Raw genomic sequence first — 21414 nt, forward strand, 5'->3', positions numbered from 1 at the left:
AATTATTCTGCCTAAATTTGTTTCCTGGCGGGGGGGGGGGGGGGCCCCCCCGGTGGGGGCCGCGGGCGTTCATCAGAACATGGTGTACAGGGAGTAGAAGATCGCAGAGATAGCGATAAGGCCCATGATAACCACAAACACGTTGCTGACCTGGCCGCTGTACTTGCGCATGGCAGGCACTTTCTGAATTGCGTACATCGGCATCAGGAACAGAATCATCGCGATAACCGGGCCACCCAGGGTTTCAATCATGCCCAGGATGCTTGGGTTCAGCGTTGCTACCGCCCAGGTGGTGAGCAGCATGAACAGTGCAGTGATTTTGTTCAGCTTGTTGATTTCAATGCTCTTGCCTTTACCGCGCAGAGATTTAATCACCATACCGTTGAAGCCTTCACGTGCGCCCAGGTAGTGGCCCAGGAAGGATTTGGTGATGGCGATCATCGCGATGATCGGTGCCATCCACGCAATCAGCGGTGCGTTAAAGTGGTTCGCCAGGTAAGACAGAATAGAGATGTTCTGCTCTTTCGCTGCCGCCAGGTCCGCCGGGGAGAGGCTCAGTACGCAGCTGAAGACGAAGAACATCACGGTCAGCACCATCATCACGTGAGCGCGGGCCAGAATGCTGGAGCACTTCTTCTCTGCACCATTACCGTACTCTTCGCGTTTCGCCACGGCGAAAGAGGAGATGATTGGGGAGTGGTTGAAGGAGAAGACCATTACCGGGATCGCCAGCCATAGGGTCATCAGCAGGCCGTTACCGGTCGCAGACGCGCTGCTCAGGGACAGGGTTTCCAGCGCTGCACCGTTCCACTGTGGGATCAGGTAGCAGGCCAGCAGCATCAGCGCAGCCACAAACGGGAAGACCAGCACGCTCATGGCCTTAACAATCATCTGCTCGCCGAAGCGCACGATGGTCATCATGCCCACGATCAGGATCAGAGACAGAATGGCACGCGGTGGCGGCGTCATGTGCAGTTGGTGCGTCATGAAGCTTTCAACGGTGTTGGTGATTGCCACGCTGTAAACCAGCAGGATTGGGTAAATCGCGAAGAAGTAGAGCAGGGTAATCAGTTTACCTGCGCCAACGCCAAAGTGTTCTTCAACCACTTCGGTGATGTCTTCGCCCGGGTTTTTACCGGACAGCACGAAGCGGGTCAGACCGCGGTGTGCGAAGTAGGTCATCGGGAAGGCGATGATGGCCATAATGATCAGCGGAATCAGACCGCCGACGCCTGCGTTGATAGGAAGGAACAGTACACCAGCGCCGATTGCCGTGCCGTAAAGGCCAAGCATCCACATGGTATCCGTTTTGCGCCAACCACTTCGGGATTCAATCGAAGCAACGGTGCTGGTTTGAGTGGTTTCCATCTGTATCTCCTGGAGGAAGCAAATTGTCAGGTTTTTAGTCAAATCCGATGAAAAAGTGCCTGACGGTAATATGAAATTCGTTCAGTGACGGTTTTTTAATAATTTTCGCCCGTAACTATTGGCGGGCGGAAAGATACATTCTCGTTATGAATCTATCAGTGATCGCGATCCCAAATGCAATAATCCACTTATGATGTGGGCATCTTTAGACCATTTATCTGTTAAAAAAACATCAAAGAGAATTTACGCGCGCGAAGGCTACCACCAACGACATGTAAGCTAAAAGAGCGGCCCGCTAGATAGGTGTCTTTCGCTGTAAAGAAATGTCTTTATAGGATTTTCTGGCAAGTAATTTGGATTAAGGCTGATAAATTACGGTTGTTAAATGGAGGTAATCGTTTGCGTTCACCGTAAGTTTGTTAAATCTATACGTGAAACCTATGAATTGATTCGGTAATAAAAAAAGCCGGGACCCGCTACAGGGTGCCCCGGCTTTACGAAGAAGACGCTGAGCGTTACGTGCAGATTTCGTAGCACGGAATGTAGGCTGAACCCGGCAACTTCATACGGTGTTGAGCCACAAAGCCCTGCAGCATGTCATCCATACGGCGCATCATCTCCGGGTCGCCGTGGATCTTGTACGGACCATACTGCTCAATCGCGCGGATGCCCATCTCCTTCACGTTCCCCGCCACAATCCCGGAGAAGGCGCGACGCAGGTCGGCGGCCAGCACTTCCACCGGCTGGTCCGGATAGAGTTTCAGGTTCGCCATATTTTCATGGGTAGGCTCGAACGGGATCTGAAGGTCTGGTGCAATACGGATTGACCAGTTAAAGCTGTACGCATCACCGGTATCACGACGATTCTCTTTCACCAGCGGCATCGCTTTTTTCATCTGACGCGCCACTTCCGCCGCGTCATCAATGATGATGCGATAGTGGCGACGCGCGGCTTCGCCCAGCGTATGCACGATAAACTCGTCCAGCACGCGGAAGTAGTCGGCGCTCTCTTTTGGCCCGGTCAGGATCAGCGGCAGAACCTGATCTTTGTTGGCCGGGTTCATCAGAATCCCCAGCAGATAGAGCAGCTCTTCCGCCGTTCCCACGCCGCCCGGGAAGATGATAATCCCGTGAGCGATACGGACAAACGCCTCAAGGCGCTTCTCGATATCCGGCATGATAATCAGCTCATTGACCAGCGGGTTCGGCGGCTCGGCGGCAATGATTGACGGCTCAGTCATGCCGATAAACCGTCCTTCTTTGTAACGCTGCTGCGCATGACCCACCGCTGCACCTTTCATTGGTGCTTCCATCGCACCCGGACCACAGCCGGTACAGATATTCAGCTCGCGCAGGCCAAGCTGCGTTCCGACCCGGCGGGCATAGAGATATTCGGTTTCGTTAATCGAGTGGCCGCCCCAGCAGACGACCATGTTCGGTGCTTCGCCAACGTGCAGGGCGCGGGCGTTGCGCAGAATAGAGAACACCAGGTTGGTGATATGGACCGAGCTTTCCAGGTCGAGATGCTGGAAGCGGCCTGCATTGTGGATCTGCCCGTTAACAAACAGGATATCGCGCAGCACCGCAAACAGGTTAGCCTGAAGGGAACGAATGATACGCCCGTCGACAAAGGCCTCTTCCGGCGGGTTGATGACTTCAAGCTTCACGCCGCGCTCGCGGCGCAGCACGTTAATATCAAAGCTTTCGAAGCGGGACAGCAGTTCTTTACTGTTATCTGTCAGGCTTCCGGAGTTCAGTACGGCAAGTGAACAGTTACGAAACAGTTGATAAAGATCGCTGCTGGCCGTGCGTTTAAGCATGTCCACTTCCAGCTGCGACAACATATCCATTGAGCCAAGCGGGCTAATATGTGTAATCAAGTGAGCTCCTTATGGGACGATTATCGTCATTCCCTTTGATTACAATAGCCCTGGCGCGTGACGTTTCACAACACTTCGGCGGAATACCGCCCGCATATTGTGAAAATATTTATATTATTGACGTACCAGCCGACCCGTTGCCGGCACAAAATCGGTGTTGGTGCGCCACGGGTTAATGTCCAGCCCGCCACGGCGGGTATAGCGCGCGTAGACGCTCAGCTTTTCCGGCTGGCAGAAACGCTGAATATCGTTAAAAATGCGCTCCACGCACTGCTCGTGGAATTCGTTGTGATTGCGGAACGACACCAGATAGCGCAGCAGCTTTTCCCGGTCAATTTTCGGCCCGCGGTACTGGATCTGCACCGAACCCCAGTCCGGCTGGTGGGTAATCAGGCAGTTAGACTTTAGCAGATGGCTGACCAGCGTCTCTTCAACCACTTTTCCGCTCGCCGCGTTTTCGAGGTAATCTGCGCTGAAATCATAATTCTCCACCTCGATGTCCTGCTCGTCGATGCAGGTCCCGTGGAAGTGGGCAATCGGCTGCCCCTCCAGCTCGTGCAGGCGGTACAGTGACACGCTCACCTTTCCCTGTGCGCAGGCGGTTAAATCGCGTTCCAGCGTCTGCTGAACATCATCCCAGCTGTTAAATTTGGTCTGGTTAAAGCTGTTGAGATAGAGCTTAAAGCTTTTGGATTCCACCAGGTTCTGGCTGGCGTAATCCAGCTCAACGTGGCCGACCGCCACCTGAGGCAGACCGCGCGCGTTAAGCCACGAGAGTTCGTACAGCGTCCAGATATCGCCGCCGACAAACGGCAATGCGTCCGCATGCAGTCCAAGGGGATCGCGGTTCAGGCTGCGCGGCACACCCTGCAGCAGGCCTGCATCGTAGGTATCGCGGTAATCGGTCGATTTACCCAGCGTTAAGCCGGTTAACGCCTGATGATTTTCGTAAGACATGTTTCATAGCCACTTTACAGGTACACTTATGGGCAGAGTTTATCCTGTCTTACAAGAAGAGAGAAATCGGTGGACATCGAAACCGCAAATGCCCTTACTACCTTCACGACCCGCTATTGCGATGCATGGCATGAAAAGCACGGAACATGGCCGCAAAGCGCTGATTTATATGGCGTGCCGTCGCCGTGCATTATCTCTTCGCAGGATGACAACGTTATCTGGCAACCGAAGCCCAATACCGCTGAGCAAAATGTAAATGCGGTTGAACGGGCTATGGACCTTGTGGTACAACCAGCGGTTCATGCATTTTATGCCACGCAGTTTGCAGGGGATATGCTCGCGCGCTTTGGTGATTTGACGCTGACGCTGTTGCAGACCTGGAGCGAAGACGATCTGCAGCGTGTTCAGGAAAACCTGATTGGTCATCTGGTCACGCAAAAACGCCTTAAGCTTTCTCCGACGCTCTTTATTGCCACGCTGGACAGCGAACTGGATGTGATATCCGTCTGCAACCTGTCCGGGGAAGTGATTAAAGAGGCCATCGGTACCCGCAATCGCGAAACTCTCGCCCCCTCTCTTGCGGATTTCCTTACCCAGCTTGAGCCACTTCTGTAATCCATGATGCTACGGCGCGTGTGAGAGATCTCTTACAAGGTTTGTAAGAGATCGCTGGATCGTTCAGTATTGCCTTATTTAATTCAGAATAATATCACTCTGTTTTTCAAAGAATTAGTTGTTCATCGCATCTTTTTTAGGGATTTCTTACGGCTTACAGTGCTGCAAGGGTGGGTTGTAAGACGAAGCGGAATAGCGGATTCTATCTCCGTCGACAGGACGCCGACACGAGAAACGAACATCAGGATGATGGCGTTTCTTACTCAGGACACGTCAGGATGGCGCTGCAGGAAGGCTTCAGGATGAAGTAAAGGGATAACGCAGGACGCGTAAGGGACACCTCCAGGAAGGAGAACGAGAACCGAACAGGATGGTCGGTGGGTCAGGAAGGCCAGGACGTTTCAGGATGAAACAAGCGTGTCAGGAAGATGCGGGCAGGATGCGAAAGGTATAAGGATGACCAGGCCTTCGGGCATCAGGAAAAGTTGTCACGGAAGAGCAGGGAGCACGAATTGTAGCTGGAATGCTGCGAAACGAACCGGGAGCACTGTTTTTACAGTGCTCCCTTTTTTATCACCTGAAGAAATAACCTCCGCTAATTATCTTCATACAAAGTCACTCCTCCGATGATTAAATTTATTCTGAGATCACCGCGCCATTCTTAAATTTTATTGTGCTGCCATTTTTGTCTCTTTATTATCGATTTTGATTTTAAGTCTTATCTATAAACTTCATGCATTATTCTATTCTGGAGAAGAAAATGGCAATTCCTGCTTATTTATGGCTGAAGGATGATGGCGGCGCGGATATAAAAGGGTCAGTCGACGTTGTTAATCGTGAGGGGAGTATTGAAGTATTAAGTTTTTCTCATGGTCTGGATATTCCTGTGAGTGGCAATGATGGTAAAATTACAGGAACACGAATTCATAATGCAATGACGATTGGCAAAGAGTTTGACCGCTCCTCGGCTTATCTCTATAAGGCTGCTGCAACAGGGCAGACGTTGAAATCTGCTGAGCTTAAGTGGTACAGAATCAACGATGCGGGGATGGAAGAAGAGTACTTCAACATCTTTGTTGAGAATGTCAAAATCGTATCTATTCATCCTTTGATGAACAATTGCAAAGACCCAGCCACTTCACATATTAACCATATGGAATTTATTAGTCTGAGATATGATACGATCACCTGGAAGACTTGTGATGGAAATATAATGTTCACGGATTCATGGAATGACAGGCGAACCGTGTAATAAAATTGGTTTTGAAAGCTTATATACTATCAGCTTAAAAACTCATTCCTGTCAATTTAGGGGGCAAACTTCCCTTAAGGTCATTTTATGCCTGTCTACAAGTATAAAAATGTTATTATTTCAAGTGCCTCTTCTAGCGCCAGACAGGCAGTGTTGATCTGTCATGGCGGCCATACTCCTGCTCGAAACAGACTCATGACGGGATCGGGAGAGGTAATGGTGCCACATGGATTGAATGTTGGCTTTAACACGACTGAAGATAACTTTTCTATTGGGCCAAGGGTACTGCATTTTTTGCAAGGTTATGATTATTCGCCTGTTGAGATCGTGCGCGGAGGTGAAATCATAAAAAATTACTCGCTCAGCTGTGATGAAAAATATGCGGAACTCAATCCTACGTTAGATAAAGATGTGATTACGATATCTGATAAAGGGAAGGCACATATGTCAGATGTCTTTGAGGCGATTCGTATCCACTCTCTCATGTATACTACCCTCTACAGTTTTGCCTGCCGGGTCAACAAGCTGACTTACACCGGGGCAATCCAGGTAAGACGCTAAACTTAATGAACAAACGTTCAGCGAAGCTGGGGACTCCAGTCCCATCCAGCCTTGCTGGACGTCATTATCATTCCTGAGAGATTATGGAACAGAGTAATAAAATACGTCTTCAACTTCACGCCATCGAAGCCCTTTTGCGCCAACATCAGCTGTGGCAGGAGACTGCGCCGCAGCCGGAAGCGTTCGCCAGTACCCAGCCATTCTGCCTGGATACGCTGGCCCCGTTCGAGTGGCTCCAGTGGGTATTAATTCCGAGAATGCACGCGCTGCTGGAAGGCGGCCACCCGCTGCCGCAGGCGTTTGCTGTTTCTCCCTATTATGAAATGGCGCTTGAGGCTACGCACCCTGCTCGGGCTGTCATGCTGGCTGAGCTGGAAAAACTGGACGCCCTGTTTGCCGGTGATGAGGCATGACGCTGGAAATCCTCTATCAGGATGAGTGGCTGGTAGCGGTGAACAAACCATCTGGCTGGCTGGTGCACCGCAGCTGGCTCGATCGCGACGAGAAAGTGGTGGTGATGCAGACCGTGCGCGACCAGATTGGTCAGCATGTTTTTACCGCCCATCGTCTCGACAGGCCCACTTCCGGCGTGCTGCTGATGGGGCTTTCCAGCGAGGCGGGCCGCCTGCTGGCACAGCAGTTCGAGCAGCATCAGATCCAGAAGCGCTACCATGCGATCGTCCGTGGCTGGCTGACCGAATCCGCCACGCTCGACTATCCGCTGGTGGAGGAACTGGACAAAATCGCCGATAAATTTGCCCGGGATGACAAAGGTCCGCAGCCCGCAGTGACGGATTATCGCGGCATGGCGATCGCGGAAATGCCGGTGGCAACAAGCAAGTTTCCCACTACACGCTACAGCCTGGTTGAGCTTTTGCCCAAAACCGGACGCAAGCACCAGCTTCGTCGCCACCTTGCGCACCTGCGCCACCCGATAATTGGCGATAGCAAGCACGGCGATCTGCGCCAGAACCGCAGCGCGGCAGAGCATTTTGGCTGTAATCGTTTAATGCTGCACGCCAGCGAGCTTAGCCTGACTCACCCGTTTACCGGCGAACCATTGATCATCCGTGCGGGGCTGGACGACGTCTGGATGCAGGCGCTGTCACAGTTTGGCTGGCGGGGGCAACTCCCCGAAAATGAAAGGGTTGAGTTTGTATCAGGCAACGTTCAGGATGAACGGTAAGCGCAATAATCATGGGAGCAAAGCATGGCTGAAGTAGGCATTTTTGTCGGCACGATGTACGGCAACTCGCTGCTGGTAGCGGAAGAGGCTGAGGCGATTTTGACAAGCCGGGGCCATAAAGCCACGGTCTATGAAGATCCAGAGCTGGCGGACTGGGAAAAGTATAAAGATAAATACATTCTGGTGGTGACCTCCACCACCGGGCAGGGCGATCTGCCGGACAGCATCGTGCCGCTTTTCCAGGGTATTAAAGACCAGCTTGGCTACCAGCCTGACGTTCACTACGGCATCATTGCCCTGGGTGATAGCTCCTACGCCAACTTCTGCGGCGGCGGTAAGCAGTTCGATGCGCTTCTTCAGGAACAGAGCGCTAAGCGCGTCGGCGAGATGCTGCTGATCGATGCCGGTGAGCATCCTGAACCCGAAAGCGAGTCGAACCCGTGGGTTGAACACTGGGCAACGCTCCTTAAATAGTTTCGTAAGCCGGGTAAGGCGTAGCCGCCACCCGGCAATACACTCCACACCAAACGCCAATTCCGTGAACCACCTTCCACTCACCTGGGCTTATGCCATAAACAACCTCTCACATGCCCTTTAATACTGTGTTTTTGCACGGTGAGAGGACGCGTCACTCCTTCATATACTTTTCCGGTCACGATAAAACGGCTTCATGCCGAACTAAAACGACAAAACTAATCTCATTCTGATTACCCTACCGGTGCTGTACAGAATGAACAGGCGAAAGCTATGTTTCAGGAGTGCAACAATGAGTACATTAAGCCACGCAGCGAGCAGCGCTGAAAAGCGCACCAATGCCCGCTACTGGATAGTGGTGATGCTGTTTATCGTCACGTCCTTTAACTATGGTGACCGCGCCACGCTGTCGATTGCCGGCTCGGAAATGGCAAAAGACATCGGCCTTGATCCGGTGGGCATGGGTTACGTTTTCTCTGCATTCTCATGGGCCTACGTCATCGGCCAAATTCCTGGCGGCTGGCTGCTGGACCGCTTTGGCTCTAAACGCGTCTATTTCTGGTCCATTTTTATCTGGTCTGCTTTTACCCTTTTGCAGGGTTTCGTCGATATCTTCAGCGGCTTCGGCATTATCGTGGCGCTCTTTACGCTGCGCTTCCTGGTGGGCCTGGCGGAAGCACCTTCCTTCCCGGGCAACAGCCGCATTGTCGCGGCCTGGTTCCCGGCGCAGGAGAGGGGAACGGCGGTGGCAATTTTTAACTCCGCCCAGTATTTCGCGACGGTGATCTTTGCGCCCATTATGGGCTGGTTGACGCATGAGGTGGGCTGGTCGCACGTCTTCTTCTTCATGGGCGGGCTTGGGATCGTCATCAGCTTTATCTGGCTGAAAGTGATCCACGAACCCAACCAGCATCCTGGCGTGAACAAAAAAGAGCTGGAGTACATTGCCGAGGGCGGGGCGCTGATCAATATGGATCAGAAATCCGAGAAAGCAAAAGTCCCGTTCAGCCAGAAATGGGCGCAGATCAAACAGCTCGTCGGCTCGCGTATGATGATCGGTATCTATCTCGGCCAGTACTGTATCAACGCCTTAACCTACTTCTTTATCACCTGGTTCCCGGTTTACCTGGTGCAGGCGCGCGGTATGTCGATCCTGAAGGCGGGGTTTGTCGCCTCGGTCCCGGCAATCTGCGGCTTCATCGGCGGCGTGCTTGGCGGCGTAATTTCCGACTGGCTGATGCGCCGTACGGGGTCGCTGAATATCGCGCGGAAAACGCCGATCGTGCTCGGCATGCTGCTCTCCATGACCATGGTGTTCTGTAACTACGTCAGCGCCGAGTGGATGATTATCGGCTTTATGGCGATGGCCTTCTTCGGCAAAGGCATTGGCGCGCTGGGCTGGGCGGTGATGGCGGATACTGCGCCAAAAGAGATTAGCGGCCTGAGCGGCGGCCTGTTCAATATGTTCGGCAACGTTTCCGGGATTGTCACGCCAATCGCTATCGGCTACATCGTCGGCACCACGGGGTCTTTCAACGGCGCGCTGATCTACGTCGGCGTGCATGCTCTGGTGGCGGTTCTGAGCTACCTCGTGCTGGTAGGCGATATCAAACGCGTCGAACTTAAACCTGTTGGGGAGCGCGGCTGATGACAACGCAATCGAGCCCAACCGTGAACGAAATGAAGGTCATACCGGTGGCCGGTCAGGACAGCATGCTGCTCAATATTGGCGGCGCGCACAACGCCTGGTTTACCCGGAATATCGTCGTGCTGAAAGACAGCGCAGGGAATACCGGCGTGGGCGAGGCCCCTGGCGGAGAGGTGATTTACCAGACGCTGGTCGATGCCATTCCGCAGGTGGTGGGCCAGGAGGTCGCCCGCCTGAACAAGGTGGTTCAGCGAGTGCATAAGGGTAACCAGTCGGCGGACTTTGATACCTTTGGCAAGGGCGCATGGACGTTCGAGCTGCGCGTCAATGCGGTGGCCGCCCTGGAAGCGGCGCTGCTGGATTTACTCGGTAAAGCCCTTAACGTTCCGGTCTGCGAACTGCTGGGGCCGGGCAAACAGCGTGATGCGGTCACCGTGCTGGGCTATCTGTTCTACGTTGGCGATCGCAATAAAACCGATCTCCCCTATCTGGCCCGCTCACCGGGCGACCACGACTGGTATCAGCTGCGCCACCAGGAAACGCTCTCCAGCGAGGCGGTGGTCCGCCTCGCTGAGGCTGCGCAGGATCGCTACGGTTTTAAGGATTTCAAGCTGAAGGGCGGCGTACTGCCCGGTGAACAGGAGATTGAAACGGCACGGGCGCTGAAAAAACGCTTCCCGGCGGCGCGCATCACCGTTGACCCGAACGGCGCATGGCTGCTGGATGAAGCGATTAGCCTGTGCAAAGGGCTGAGGGAAGTCCTGACCTACGCTGAAGACCCGTGCGGCGCTGAGCAGGGCTTTTCTGGTCGCGAGGTGATGGCTGAGTTTCGTCGTGCCACCGGCCTGCCGGTCGCGACCAATATGATCGCCACCAACTGGCGCGAAATGGGCCATGCGGTAATGCTGAACGCCGTCGACATTCCGCTGGCGGACCCGCACTTCTGGACGCTTTCAGGAGCGGTGCGCGTGGCGCAGCTGTGCGACGACTGGGGTCTGACCTGGGGTTGCCACTCGAACAATCACTTTGATATTTCGCTGGCGATGTTTACCCACGTTGGCGCGGCGGCGCCGGGGAACCCGACAGCCATCGATACCCACTGGATTTGGCAGGAAGGCGAAGCCCGCCTGACGAAAAATCCGCTGGAAATCAAAAACGGTAAAATTGCCGTACCCGATGCGCCCGGACTGGGCGTGGAGCTTGACTGGGATCGGGTCCATAACGCCCACGAGGCGTATAAAAAGCTACCGGGCGGCGCGCGTAACGACGCGGGTCCGATGCAGTATCTTATTCCCGGCTGGACATTTGACCGTAAGCGCCCTGTTTTTGGACGTCACTGATAAAAGGATTACACGATGAGTACTTTTACTACCCCTGTCGTCACTTCCATGCAAATCATTCCGGTCGCGGGTCATGACAGCATGTTGATGAACCTGAGCGGGGCGCATGCGCCGTTTTTTACCCGCAATATTGTCATTATCAAGGACAATGCCGGCCATACCGGCGTGGGTGAAATTCCGGGCGGGGAGAAGATCCGCAAAACGCTGGAAGATGCCATTCCGCTGGTGGTGGGAAAAACGCTGGGTGAGTACAAAAATGTCCTCAACACCGTGCGCAACACCTTTGCCGATCGCGATGCCGGCGGCCGCGGCCTGCAAACCTTCGATTTGCGCACCACTATCCATGTGGTGACCGGCATTGAAGCCGCGATGCTGGATCTGCTGGGCCAGCACCTGGGCGTTAACGTTGCCTCGCTGCTGGGCGAGGGCCAGCAGCGCAGTGAAGTGGAGATGCTCGGCTATCTGTTCTTTGTCGGCGACCGCAAGCTGACGCCGCTGCCGTACCAGAGCCAGCCGGACGAACGATGCGACTGGTACCGTGTACGTCACGAAGAAGCGATGACCCCGGATGCGATAGTGCGCCTTGCGGAAGCCGCGTATGAAAAATATGGTTTTAATGATTTCAAACTGAAAGGCGGCGTGCTGGCCGGGGAAGAGGAGGCGGAAGCCATTACCGCGCTGGCAAAACGTTTCCCGCAGGCGCGCGTGACGCTCGATCCGAACGGTGCGTGGTCGCTTGATGAAGCGATCAACATTGGCAAACAGCTGAAAGGCGTGCTGGCGTATGCGGAAGATCCGTGCGGGGCTGAGCAAGGCTTCTCGGGCCGCGAAGTCATGGCGGAATTCCGTCGCGCCACGGGGCTGCCGACTGCGACCAATATGATCGCCACCGACTGGCGTCAGATGGGGCACACGCTCTCTCTGCAATCGGTGGATATCCCGCTGGCGGACCCGCACTTCTGGACGATGCAGGGCTCGGTTCGCGTAGCGCAGATGTGCCATGAGTTTGGCCTGACCTGGGGTTCACACTCCAACAATCACTTTGACGTGTCGCTGGCGATGTTCACCCACGTTGCTGCCGCCGCGCAGGGCGCCATTACCGCGATCGACACGCACTGGATCTGGCAGGAGGGTAACCAGCGCCTGACCAAAGAGCCGTTTGAGATTAAAGGTGGCATGGTGCAGGTACCGTCAACTCCAGGTCTTGGCGTGGAGCTGGATATGGACCAGGTGATGAAGGCTCACGAGCTGTATCAAAAACATGGTCTGGGCGCGCGCGACGACGCGATGGCGATGCAGTACCTGATCCCTGACTGGACATTCGACAATAAACGTCCGTGCATGGTACGATAAACGCATTGGGACCGCTCCCATGAGCGGTTCTCTACGTGGTGTATGCTTAACGTAACGACTATGCGTAAGGATGGCTTATGAAAATTGTTATCGCACCGGACTCGTATAAGGAAAGTTTGAGTGCGCTTGAGGTTGCGACAGCAATCGAGCGCGGTTTTCGCGAGATTTTCCCTGAGGCGGTTTACGTCAAACTGCCAGTCGCTGACGGCGGTGAAGGTACGGTTGAGGCGATGATCGCAGCAACGCAGGGACGCATTGTGCACGTTCCGGTGACCGGTCCGCTGGGCGAGCGAGTGGAAGGGTTTTATGGGATATCCGGTGACGAGCAGAGCGCCTTTATTGAAATGGCGGCGGCAAGCGGTCTGGAGCTGGTTGTACCTTCACTGCGTGACCCTCTGAGAACGACCTCCTGGGGTACGGGTGAACTTATCCGCCACGCGCTGGATGCGGGCGTTAAGCATATCATCATCGGTATCGGCGGCAGCGCCACCAATGACGGCGGCGCCGGGATGGTGCAGGCGCTGGGGGCGAAGCTGCTGGACGACAATGAACAGCCGCTGGGGCAGGGCGGGGGCGAGCTGGGTAGACTCGCGCGTATTGACCTGAGCGGCCTCGACAAGCGTCTGGCGGAGTGCCGGATAGAAGTCGCATGCGATGTGACGAATCCGCTCACCGGGAAGGATGGCGCGTCAGCAGTGTTTGGCCCGCAAAAGGGCGCCACGCCAGAGATGATCGTCACCCTGGACAACGCGCTTGCGCACTATGCGAGAGTCATTGCCCGGGACCTGGATATTGATGTGCTCAACCTTGCCGGTGGCGGCGCGGCGGGTGGCATGGGCGCGGCGCTGTACGCTTTTTGTGGCGCACAGTTGCGCCAGGGCATTGAGATTGTGACCGATGCGCTACACCTGGCCGACCAGGTGGCCGATGCGGATCTGGTGATCACCGGGGAAGGCCGCATCGACAGCCAGACGATCCACGGCAAGGTGCCGGTGGGGGTGGCGAAAGTGGCGAAACGCTTTAATAAGCCCGTTATCGGCATTGCGGGCAGCCTGACGGCGGACGTTGGCGTGGTACACGATCACGGCTTAGACGCGGTGTTTAGCGTGCTCTATACCATCTGCTCGCTGGAGGACGCGCTGGAAAATGCCAGCGCGAATGTACAGATGGCCGCAAGGAATATCGCGGCGGTGCTGAAAGTGGGGCAGGGGATGTAGTTTCCCCCCTCACCCTAACCCTCTCCCCAAAGGGGAGAGGGACTTTGTACACCCTCGCCCCTTTGGGGAGAGGGCCGGGGTGAGGGGAAAATCAGGCCGCACCCGCCTCAGTTCCCCAATACCTTCATCGCTTCCCGCGTTACGTTATCCATTTCATCCAGCAGCTCCAGGAACTCCGGTTCAAGCTCCGATTCCGGCGTACCCGCGCGCAGCTGCTGCTCCAGCAGCTGGCAGAGGTTTTTCAGTCGCGGTACGCCGCTGTAGCCGCAGCTGCCGTGCAGCTTGTGGATCGCTTCCAGCAGTTCTTCCGGGTTCTCGCCCACCAGCTGTTCTTCAACCTTGTTCCGAATCTCCGGCAGAAACGCGACCAGCATTTGCAGCATCTCTCGCGCTAAATCGGGTTTTCCTGCTGCCTGGCGCAGGGCAAGCTGCCAGTCAAAAGTCGCGTTCTGGTTGACGCTGATTTCAACCGGTTCGCTGGAAACCGTGTACGTCCCACCAATGTGCCCCGGCTTATAGCGTAACAGCAGGTTATGAAGCTTCTCTTCGTCGATAGGTTTCGCCAGGTAATCATTCATCCCGGCACTCAGCAGCTTCTCTTTCTGACCGGCCATCGCATGCGCGGTGACCGCAATCACCGGCGTTTGCTGCTGGTGCGGGAGCTGGTGGATCAGCTCACAGGCCCGAATGCCATCCATGCCGGGCATCTGAATATCCATCAGAATCAAATCGAACTGCATCTGTTTAGCCAGTTCAACCGCCTGCGCGCCGCTGGTACACAGCTCAACGTGCTGAACCTGGTCTTCCAGCAATACGCCAATTAGCTTCAGGTTTGCCGGATTATCATCCACCGCCATCACGCTCATGGGCAGTTTTTGCTCATCGTTAATCAACGGCAGGGCGTGCTGGCTAAGACGGCAATACTCCGTGAGCGCGGGCAGCAGGCGAGTCGCGGTGAGCGGCTTAAGCAGGCATGCTGCCGCCCCGTCGTTTTTCAACTCTTCCGCATTTATCTGGGCGTGGCAGGGCAGTGCCAGCAGCAGGTAGTCTGTCATCGACGCGGCTTTCGCCAGCCGCTCCTGCTGCATGGTCAGCTCGCCGGTGAAAGTCACCGGGATCCCCATCAGCAGAATGTCGTAATGATCAACGGCAAGGGCTGAGAAGGTTGGACTGTAAACCACCTCCAGCGGCGTGGTGCTTAAGATATCCAGCGCGCACTGCGCCGCCGCCGCGTTAGGCTCGACGTAGGCCAGACGCTTCCCTTTCAGACAGTCCGTCACCGGGCCGTCGGTCAGCACGTTTGGATTGAGGTCCAGGTTAATGTGGAACCAGAAGGTTGAGCCGCGGTTTGGCTGGCTATGGAAAGAGATATCTCCGCCCATCTCGTTCACCAGCCTCTGCGTGATCACCAGCCCAAGCCCGGTACCGCCATGGCGGCGGGAAATGCTGGCATCTGCCTGGCGGAAGGCCTGGAACAGACGCGACTGATCCCGCTCCGGAATGCCGATGCCGGTATCGCGGATTTGAACCTCAATCTGTACCTTGTTATTACTGATCGCGCGTTTTTCTACCAGGATGTCGATGTTGCCGCTTTCGGTGAATTTAATGGCATTCCCGACAAGATTGGTAATGACCTGCTGCAGGCGCAGCGGATCGCCAATGACGTTGTCCGGCACGTCGTTTTTAATATTGAGCGTTAGCTCAAGGCCCTTGTCGTGCGAGGAGTGCGCGAGCAGCGTCACCACTTCATCGAGCGTACTGCGCAGCGGGAACGGAATACTTTCCAGAATCAGTTTGCCCGCCTCCAGCTTGGAGAAGTCCAGCACGTCGTTAATGATCGCCAGCAGGTTATTGGCCGAACGTTCAATGGTGTGCAGGTGATCGCGCTGAGTCGGATTAAGCTCGCTTTTTAGCGTCAGGCGGGTAAAGCCGATCACGCCATTGAGCGGCGTGCGCAGCTCGTGCGACATATTGGCCAGGAACTCAGACTTAATACGCGCCGCTTCCTGAGCGCGCTTTTTCGCCAGATCCAGTTCAACGTTCTGGATCTCCATCTGCTCCAGCGTTTCGCGCAGGTCAGAGGTGGCCTGGTCAACGTTATGCTGCATCTCTTCATGATAGGCCGCCAGCGACATCGCCATCGAGTTAATGCCGTTTTTCAGCATATCCAGCTCGCCCAGCATAAATCCTTCCACGCGGCTGTCGAGCTGTCCCCGGCGGATGCGGTCAACGGTGTTAACCATATTACGGATGGGGCCTGTTACGTCGCGCATCAGACGCCAGCCGAAGATCAGCGCGATACCAATGCAGAACAGCATCATCACGCCAGAGATAAAAATTTCTTTGTACTGCTGCAGCCGTACCGACTTGAGATCCAGCTCCAGCGCTACATATCCCAGCATGTTATTGCTGGATTTAGCATCGGATTGCGCAGACTCATCGGGGGAATAGCTTTCCGACACGATCGGCGTGCGCAGGATCATGATATCGCCGCGGCGCAACACGGTGAGATGGCGCGGGAAGGGCGTACCGTCCGGGATCTTCAGCGTTGCCGGATCGAGATGAAAATTCGAGGTGACAAACAGGCGGTTATGTTCGTCGTAAACGGAAATGGCGCGAACAATGTCCGAGTGGCGCCGGTGGAGCACGCTGATTAACTGCCCAATGGATTCGCGGTTTTGCAGGTTCATCCCGTACTCGCTTGAGACGGCGAGCGGTTCGATAATGCTGGCGCCTGCATCCTCCAGCTGTCGCTGCAAATCGTTATAGCGGTGCACGACAAAGAAGATACTCAGCAGCAAACCGATGAGAACGGTGGGGGCGAGGATCAAAATCATCATGCGCGCGCGCAGGCTGTAGTTGGTCATGGCGTTCCGTTATGGGACAATTAAAATAATTATGTTTATGTGAGAAAAATCTCGGCGATGGCGCAATTCTACTCTGCAAAGCGACGCGTGACGACGCGTCAAATCATTACTGTTGAAACCACGGAGCTTGATCCGTTTGGTCAGGGAGTGGCTCGTCACAACGGTAAGACTCTGTTTATAACAGGTTTGCTGCCAACAGAACGAGCAGAAATTACGCTGACGGAAGACAAACGCCAGTACGCGCGCGGACAGGTGAAGCGTCGCCTCAACGATAGCCCGCAGCGCGTGGCGCCCCGCTGCCCCCATTTTGGCGTGTGCGGCGGCTGCCAGCAACAGCATGCGAGCACAGAATTACAGCAAAAAAGTAAAAGCCAGGCCCTGGCGCGTCTGCTGAAGCACGACGTTAACGAAATTATCGCCGATGAGCCCTGGGGCTATCGCCGCCGCGCGCGTCTTAGCCTGAGCTATCAGCCTAAAACGGCGCGGCTGGAGATGGGTTTTCGCAAAGCGGCCTCCAGCGATATCGTTGACGTGAAGCAGTGCCCCATTCTGGCGCCCCATCTTGAGGCATTGCTTCCTGACGTGCACCGTTGTCTTGCATCGCTCGACGGGGTGCGTTCACTGGGCCACGTTGAACTGGTGCTGGCGAACAATGGCCCGCTGATGGTGCTGCGCCACACCGCGGCGCTGTCGAAAAAAGATCGCGAAAAACTGGAACGCTTTTCGCATTCTCATGAGCTTGCGCTTTTCCTCGCGCCGCAAAGCGAGATACTTGAACAGGTAACAGGTGAAGCTCCCTGGTATGCGTCAGACGGGCTACGCTTAACGTTCAGCCCGCGGGATTTCATTCAGGTCAACGACGGCGTAAACCAGCAGATGGTGGCGAACGCCCTGGCATGGCTTGACGTACAGCCCACTGACCGGGTGCTCGATCTGTTCTGCGGCATGGGTAACTTTACTCTGCCGGTGGCGCGCAGAGCGGCAAGCGTCGTCGGCGTGGAAGGCGTTGAGGCGCTGGTGGCGAAAGGGCAGGAGAACGCGCGGCAGAACGGCTTGCAAAATGTGACATTCTTTCATCAAAATCTTGAGGACGATGTCACCCAACAGCCGTGGGCACAGCAGGGCTTTGACAAAATCCTGCTCGACCCGGCGCGTGCCGGTGCCCCGGGCGTGATGGCACATATTATTAAACTCGCGCCGAAGCGTGTGGTCTATGTTTCCTGTAACCCGGCAACGCTTGCCCGGGACAGTGAGGCGTTACTCAGCGCGGGTTACCAGATTCAGCGTCTGGCAATGCTGGACATGTTCCCGCACACTGGACATCTGGAATCGATGGTGTTGTTCGAGCACATCTAATTTGTTTGGCTTGTCGACTTCGACAGGCCCTGGTCCCTAAAGGAGAGGACAATGGTTGCGGTAAGAAGTGCACATCTCAATAAAGCTGGGGAGTTTGACCCACAAAAATGGATCGCAAGTCTGGGAATTTCCAGCCAGCAGTCGTGTGAACGCTTAACCGAAACCTGGGCCTACTGTCTGCGCACCACGCAGGGACACCCGGATGCCGATCTTCTCTTATGGCGCGGCGTGGAGATGGTGGAAATCTTGTCCATGCTGAACATGGACATCGAAACCCTGCAGGCCGCGCTGCTGTTCCCTCTCGCGGATGCGGACGTGGTCAGCGAAGACGTGCTGCGCGACAGCGTCGGGAAATCCGTCGTTGCGCTGATCCACGGCGTGCGCGATATGGCGGCTATCCGCCAGCTTAAAGCCGCGCATACCGACTCCGTCTCCTCTGAGCAGGTTGATAACGTCCGCCGGATGCTGCTTGCCATGGTGGATGATTTCCGCTGCGTGGTCATCAAGCTGGCCGAGCGTATTGCCCACCTGCGCGAGGTCAAAGATGCGCCGGAAGACGAGCGCGTGCTGGCCGCAAAAGAGTGTACGAACATTTATGCCCCGCTGGCGAACCGCTTAGGGATTGGTCAGCTGAAATGGGAGCTGGAAGATTACTGCTTCCGCTACCTGCATCCGGCAGAATATAAGCGCATTGCTAAACTTCTGCACGAGCGCCGTATCGACCGCGAGCACTATATCGAGGAATTTGTCGGCGGCCTGCGCCAGGCGATGAAAGAAGAGAATGTGCGTGCCGAAGTTTACGGTCGACCTAAGCATATCTACAGCATCTGGCGCAAAATGCAGAAGAAACACCTCGCCTTTGACGAGCTGTTTGACGTGCGCGCCGTGCGTATCGTGGCGGAGCGTCTGCAGGACTGCTACGCCGCGCTGGGTATAGTACATACTCACTTCCGCCATCTGCCGGATGAGTTCGATGACTACGTCGCGAACCCCAAACCAAACGGCTATCAGTCCATTCATACCGTGGTGCTTGGCCCCGGCGGCAAAACGGTCGAGATTCAGATCCGCACCAAACAGATGCATGAAGACGCCGAGCTGGGCGTTGCCGCGCACTGGAAATATAAAGAAGGTACCTCGGGCGGAGCGCGTTCTGGCCATGAAGACCGCATTGCCTGGCTGCGCAAGCTGATTGCGTGGCAAGAAGAGATGGCCGACTCCGGCGAGATGCTCGATGAGGTGCGTAGCCAGGTCTTTGATGACCGCGTCTACGTCTTTACCCCGAAAGGGGACGTTGTCGACCTGCCGGCCGGCTCTACGCCGCTCGATTTTGCTTATCATATCCACAGCGACGTGGGGCACCGCTGCATCGGGGCGAAGATCGGCGGACGTATCGTACCGTTTACCTACCAGCTGCAGATGGGCGACCAGATTGAAATCATCACCCAGAAGCAGCCTAACCCGAGCCGCGACTGGCTTAACCCGAACCTGGGCTACGTCACTACCAGCCGCGGGCGCTCTAAAATCCACGCCTGGTTCCGCAAGCAGGATCGTGACAAAAACATTCTTGCCGGTCGCCAGATCCTCGACGACGAGCTGGAGCATATCGGGATCAGCCTGAAAGAGGCGGAAAAGTTCCTGCTGCCGCGCTACAACTTCAACGAGCTGGACGAGCTGCTGGCGGCGATTGGCGGCGGTGATATCCGTCTTAATCAGATGGTCAACTTCCTGCAGGCGCAGTTCAACAAGCCTAGCGCGGAGGAACAGGACGCGGCGGCGCTGAAGCAGCTGCAGCAGAAAACCTATGCCCCGCAGCAGCGCAGCAAAGACAACGGCCGCGTGGTGGTTGAGGGCGTGGGCAACCTGATGCACCACATCGCCCGCTGCTGCCAGCCGATTCCGGGTGACGACATCGTCGGCTTTATCACTCAGGGGCGCGGGATCTCTATCCACCGCTCCGACTGCGACCAGCTTGCGGAGCTGCAGTCCCATGCGCCGGAGCGCATCGTGGAGGCGGTCTGGGGTGAGAGCTACTCCGCCGGTTACTCGCTGGTGGTGCGCGTTACCGCCAACGACCGCAGCGGCCTGCTGCGCGATATCACCACCATTCTCGCCAACGAGAAGGTCAACGTGCTGGGCGTTGCCAGCCGCAGCGATACTCGCGAGCAGCTTGCCACCATCGATATGACCATCGAAATCTACAACCTGCAGGTGCTCGGCCGCGTGCTGGGCAAGCTGAACCAGGTGCCGGATGTGATTGACGCGCGTCGTCTGCACGGCGGTTAAGATTTCCCTCTTTTGTAGGCCGGGTAAGGCGTAAGCCGCCACCCGGCATTTTTTTATCAGGACTTAATCATGACTCAAATCGACCGCCTGCTTGGCATCATGAAACGCCTGCGCGACCCGGAAAACGGCTGTCCATGGGACAAAGAGCAGACTTTCGCCACCATCGCGCCCTATACCCTCGAAGAGACCTATGAGGTGCTGGACGCCATTTCCCGCGAGGACTTTGATGACCTGCGCGGTGAACTCGGCGACCTGCTGTTCCAGGTGGTCTTCTACGCCCAGATGGCGCAGGAGGAAGGGCGCTTTAACTTTGAGGATATCTGCGCCGCTATCAGCGACAAGCTGGAGCGCCGCCACCCGCATATCTTTGGCGATGCCACCGCAGGAAACAGCGCAGAGGTGCTGGCCCGCTGGGAGCAGATAAAAAGCGCCGAGCGCGCTGAAAAGTCCCAGCACTCTGCGCTGGACGACATCCCGCTGAGCCTGCCCGCGCTGATGCGCGCCCACAAAATTCAGAAACGCTGCTCGGCCGTGGGTTTTGACTGGGACTCTCTGGGACCGGTGCTGGGTAAAGTGCATGAAGAGATCGATGAAGTGATGCACGAAGCGCAGCAGGCGGTGGTGGATGAAGCAAAGCTGGAGGAAGAGATGGGCGACCTGCTGTTCGCGACCGTCAACCTTTCTCGCCATTTAGGGGTAAAAGCAGAAACCGCCCTGCAAAAAGCCAACCTGAAATTCGAACGACGCTTTCGTGAAGTAGAGCGGATTGTGGCCTCGCGCGGCCTGGAAATGACCGGAATTGACCTCGACGCTATGGAAGAAGTCTGGCAGGAAGTAAAACGCCAGGAATCTGATCTCTAACGGAATTTTGCGATCAAGCGCAATTTGTGTGATTTTTTAAATGACAAGCGCTTGATTTGCGTCAAAAACATTTACCCAAAAGGGGCTATTTTCTCACTCCTTATGTTTGTCATGGCCTGGAATGGAGACGGAGAATGAAAGTTTGTGGCGCTCGCCGTGTTCGGGTATACTACTTTCCCGTCCTGGTTATTCCATC

At 55.6% G+C, this 21414-nt stretch carries 17 protein-coding genes; 13 read left to right on the forward strand and 4 right to left on the reverse strand.

The features are described from left to right. Positions 1-72: 72 nt before the first annotated feature. From URZ40_RS14150 to queF, 3 genes are all read right to left on the reverse strand, one after another. The gene (locus tag URZ40_RS14150; RefSeq protein WP_028014268.1) at positions 73-1368 is read right to left on the reverse strand and encodes an HAAAP family serine/threonine permease; all 1296 of its coding nucleotides are present in this window, start codon (positions 1366-1368) and stop codon (positions 73-75) included. Positions 1369-1883: 515 nt separating this feature from the next. After that, the gene (gene ppnN, locus URZ40_RS14155) at positions 1884-3248 is read right to left on the reverse strand and encodes a nucleotide 5'-monophosphate nucleosidase PpnN (protein ID WP_023309027.1); all 1365 of its coding nucleotides are present in this window, start codon (positions 3246-3248) and stop codon (positions 1884-1886) included. A gap of 114 nt (positions 3249-3362) precedes the next feature. Next, complete coding sequence (gene queF, locus URZ40_RS14160) at positions 3363-4205, reverse strand: NADPH-dependent 7-cyano-7-deazaguanine reductase QueF (protein WP_116343495.1); 843 nt, start codon at positions 4203-4205, stop codon at positions 3363-3365. Between the two features lie 69 nt (positions 4206-4274). Between queF and syd the strand changes: the two genes are divergently transcribed. The 10 genes from syd (at position 4275) to URZ40_RS14210 (ending at position 13851) form a co-directional block, all read left to right on the forward strand. Next, positions 4275-4820 (forward strand): SecY-interacting protein, encoded by a 546-nt coding sequence (gene syd / locus URZ40_RS14165; RefSeq protein WP_320720711.1) that lies wholly within the window; start codon positions 4275-4277, stop codon positions 4818-4820. A 760-nt stretch (positions 4821-5580) separates the two neighbouring features. Then, positions 5581-6072 (forward strand): Hcp family type VI secretion system effector, encoded by a 492-nt coding sequence (locus tag URZ40_RS14170; RefSeq protein ID WP_320720712.1) that lies wholly within the window; start codon positions 5581-5583, stop codon positions 6070-6072. Positions 6073-6159: 87 nt separating this feature from the next. After that, positions 6160-6633 (forward strand): putative adhesin, encoded by a 474-nt coding sequence (locus URZ40_RS14175; RefSeq protein ID WP_233003233.1) that lies wholly within the window; start codon positions 6160-6162, stop codon positions 6631-6633. An 83-nt stretch (positions 6634-6716) separates the two neighbouring features. After that, positions 6717-7046: a YqcC family protein gene (locus tag URZ40_RS14180; RefSeq protein ID WP_233003234.1), complete on the forward strand. Its 330-nt coding sequence runs from the start codon at positions 6717-6719 to the stop codon at positions 7044-7046. After that, positions 7043-7819: a tRNA pseudouridine(65) synthase TruC gene (gene truC / locus URZ40_RS14185; protein ID WP_233003235.1), complete on the forward strand. Its 777-nt coding sequence runs from the start codon at positions 7043-7045 to the stop codon at positions 7817-7819. The genes URZ40_RS14180 and truC overlap by 4 nt, the downstream gene beginning before the upstream one ends. A 24-nt stretch (positions 7820-7843) precedes the next feature. Further along, positions 7844-8293, forward strand: a complete 450-nt coding sequence (locus URZ40_RS14190) for a flavodoxin (RefSeq protein WP_163330075.1) — start codon at positions 7844-7846, stop codon at positions 8291-8293. A gap of 292 nt (positions 8294-8585) precedes the next feature. After that, a complete protein-coding gene (gudP, locus tag URZ40_RS14195; protein ID WP_116343490.1) occupies positions 8586-9941 on the forward strand; it encodes a galactarate/glucarate/glycerate transporter GudP in 1356 nt (451 codons plus the stop codon). After that, positions 9941-11281 (forward strand): enolase C-terminal domain-like protein, encoded by a 1341-nt coding sequence (locus tag URZ40_RS14200; RefSeq protein ID WP_320720713.1) that lies wholly within the window; start codon positions 9941-9943, stop codon positions 11279-11281. Before gudP ends, URZ40_RS14200 begins: the two co-directional genes overlap by 1 nt. Before the next feature lie 15 nt (positions 11282-11296). Further along, entirely contained in the window at positions 11297-12634 is a 1338-nt protein-coding gene (gudD, locus tag URZ40_RS14205) for a glucarate dehydratase (protein WP_320720714.1), read from the forward strand. Positions 12635-12711: 77 nt separating this feature from the next. Next, on the forward strand, positions 12712-13851 hold the full coding sequence (locus URZ40_RS14210) for a glycerate kinase (protein WP_316380120.1): 1140 nt from the start codon (positions 12712-12714) through the stop codon (positions 13849-13851). 107 nt (positions 13852-13958) lie between these two features. On the opposite strand, the gene barA is transcribed toward URZ40_RS14210, so the two are convergent. Further along, positions 13959-16718, reverse strand: a complete 2760-nt coding sequence (barA, locus tag URZ40_RS14215; protein WP_320720715.1) for a two-component sensor histidine kinase BarA — start codon at positions 16716-16718, stop codon at positions 13959-13961. Positions 16719-16775: 57 nt separating this feature from the next. On the opposite strand from barA, the gene rlmD reads away from it, so the two are divergent. From rlmD to mazG, 3 genes are all read left to right on the forward strand, one after another. After that, positions 16776-18074 carry a 23S rRNA (uracil(1939)-C(5))-methyltransferase RlmD gene (gene rlmD, locus URZ40_RS14220; RefSeq protein ID WP_320720716.1) on the forward strand — a complete coding sequence of 433 codons (1299 nt, stop codon included), beginning with the start codon at positions 16776-16778 and terminating at the stop codon, positions 18072-18074. A 51-nt stretch (positions 18075-18125) separates the two neighbouring features. Further along, on the forward strand, positions 18126-20357 hold the full coding sequence (relA, locus tag URZ40_RS14225) for a GTP diphosphokinase (protein ID WP_008499628.1): 2232 nt from the start codon (positions 18126-18128) through the stop codon (positions 20355-20357). A 69-nt stretch (positions 20358-20426) separates the two neighbouring features. Further along, the gene (gene mazG, locus URZ40_RS14230; RefSeq protein ID WP_116343483.1) at positions 20427-21218 is read left to right on the forward strand and encodes a nucleoside triphosphate pyrophosphohydrolase; all 792 of its coding nucleotides are present in this window, start codon (positions 20427-20429) and stop codon (positions 21216-21218) included. Positions 21219-21414 lie beyond the last annotated feature (196 nt).

The sequence above is a fragment of the Enterobacter sp. 296B2 genome (assembly GCF_034106185.1).
Lineage (GTDB): Bacteria > Pseudomonadota > Gammaproteobacteria > Enterobacterales > Enterobacteriaceae > Enterobacter > Enterobacter cloacae_N.